The organism is Actinacidiphila cocklensis (assembly GCF_907177275.1).
GTDB classification, from domain to species: Bacteria; Actinomycetota; Actinomycetes; order Streptomycetales; family Streptomycetaceae; genus Actinacidiphila; species Actinacidiphila cocklensis.
The window spans coordinates 1-1270 of sequence record NZ_CAJSLV010000016.1 but is presented as its reverse complement, the minus strand read 5'-3'; the positions used below and the strand labels follow the sequence as shown (position 1 = coordinate 1270).

Genomic DNA, 1270 nt, shown 5'->3' with positions numbered 1-1270 from the left:
CCAGCTCCCAGATGACTTCAACTAACTTAGAAGGAACTTTCCCATTGATTGCCAAAGGTAAAGTCAGAGATATTTACCAAGTTGACGACAACACTCTTTTATTCGTTGCTACTGATAGAATTTCCGCATACGATGTGATTATGTCTAATGGTATCCCAAATAAAGGTAAAATCTTAACCAAATTGTCTGAATTCTGGTTTGATTTCTTGCCAATTGAAAACCATTTAATCAAAGGAGACATTTTCCAAAAATATCCTCAACTAGAACCATATAGAAACCAATTGGAAGGCAGATCCTTACTTGTTAGAAAATTGAAATTGATCCCTCTTGAAGTTATTGTTAGAGGTTACATCACCGGTTCCGGCTGGAAAGAATACCAAAAATCTAAAACCGTCCACGGTATTCCTATTGGTGATGTGGTTGAATCACAACAAATCACTCCTATCTTCACCCCATCCACTAAAGCAGAACAAGGTGAACATGATGAAAATATCACCAAAGAACAAGCTGACAAGATTGTTGGAAAAGAATTATGTGATAGAATTGAAAAAATTGCTATTGATTTGTACACCAAAGCCAGAGATTACGCTGCCACTAAAGGAATTATTATCGCTGATACTAAATTTGAATTTGGTTTAGATGGTGACAACATCGTTCTTGTTGACGAAGTTTTAACTCCAGATTCTTCCAGATTCTGGAATGCTACTAAATACGAAGTTGGTAAATCTCAAGACTCTTACGATAAACAATTTTTGAGAGATTGGTTAACTTCTAATGGTGTTGCTGGTAAAGATGGTGTTGCTATGCCTGAAGACATTGTCACTGAAACCAAGAGCAAATACGTTGAAGCTTACGAAAATTTAACTGGTGACAAATGGCAAGAATAAATTAAGGATATCTATTATTAAAGCTTTCTATTTATCCCAAACTTTCGTAGTATTTTCTGACATGTTCAGATGTTTTTACTTTATCTTTCCTGAAATTTTTGATTTCTAACCGACTCTTGCATGTAGCTCTTGATAATGCAACATATGCTTGACCATTAGCAAAACTTCTACCTAAATCTATTTTGACTCTGTCCAAAGTTTGACCTTGAGCTTTGTGGATCGACATCGCCCACGACAAGATCAATGGAAGTTGTTCTCTGACTAACTCGTTCCCAGTATTTTCAAAACTAGACGTGGTACTTTTTTGTCCAGCTTTTTCAATCTTAAACTCTTCCTTTTCCACCATAACCACTTGTTTACCTCGTCCAGTAATACTAAAATTG

Annotated in this window: 2 protein-coding genes; one reads left to right on the top strand and one right to left on the bottom strand. The window is 35.7% G+C overall.

The window, feature by feature from the left end; genetic code table 11:
• A partial coding sequence (locus NFU81_RS03760) for a phosphoribosylaminoimidazolesuccinocarboxamide synthase (protein WP_251484980.1) occupies positions 1 to 887 on the top strand: 887 nt, incomplete at its 5' end.
• 31 nt (positions 888 to 918) lie between these two features.
• Here the strand turns inward: NFU81_RS03760 and NFU81_RS40740 are convergent.
• A partial coding sequence (locus NFU81_RS40740; RefSeq protein WP_285833814.1) for a C-terminal helicase domain-containing protein occupies positions 919 to 1270 on the bottom strand: 352 nt, incomplete at its 5' end.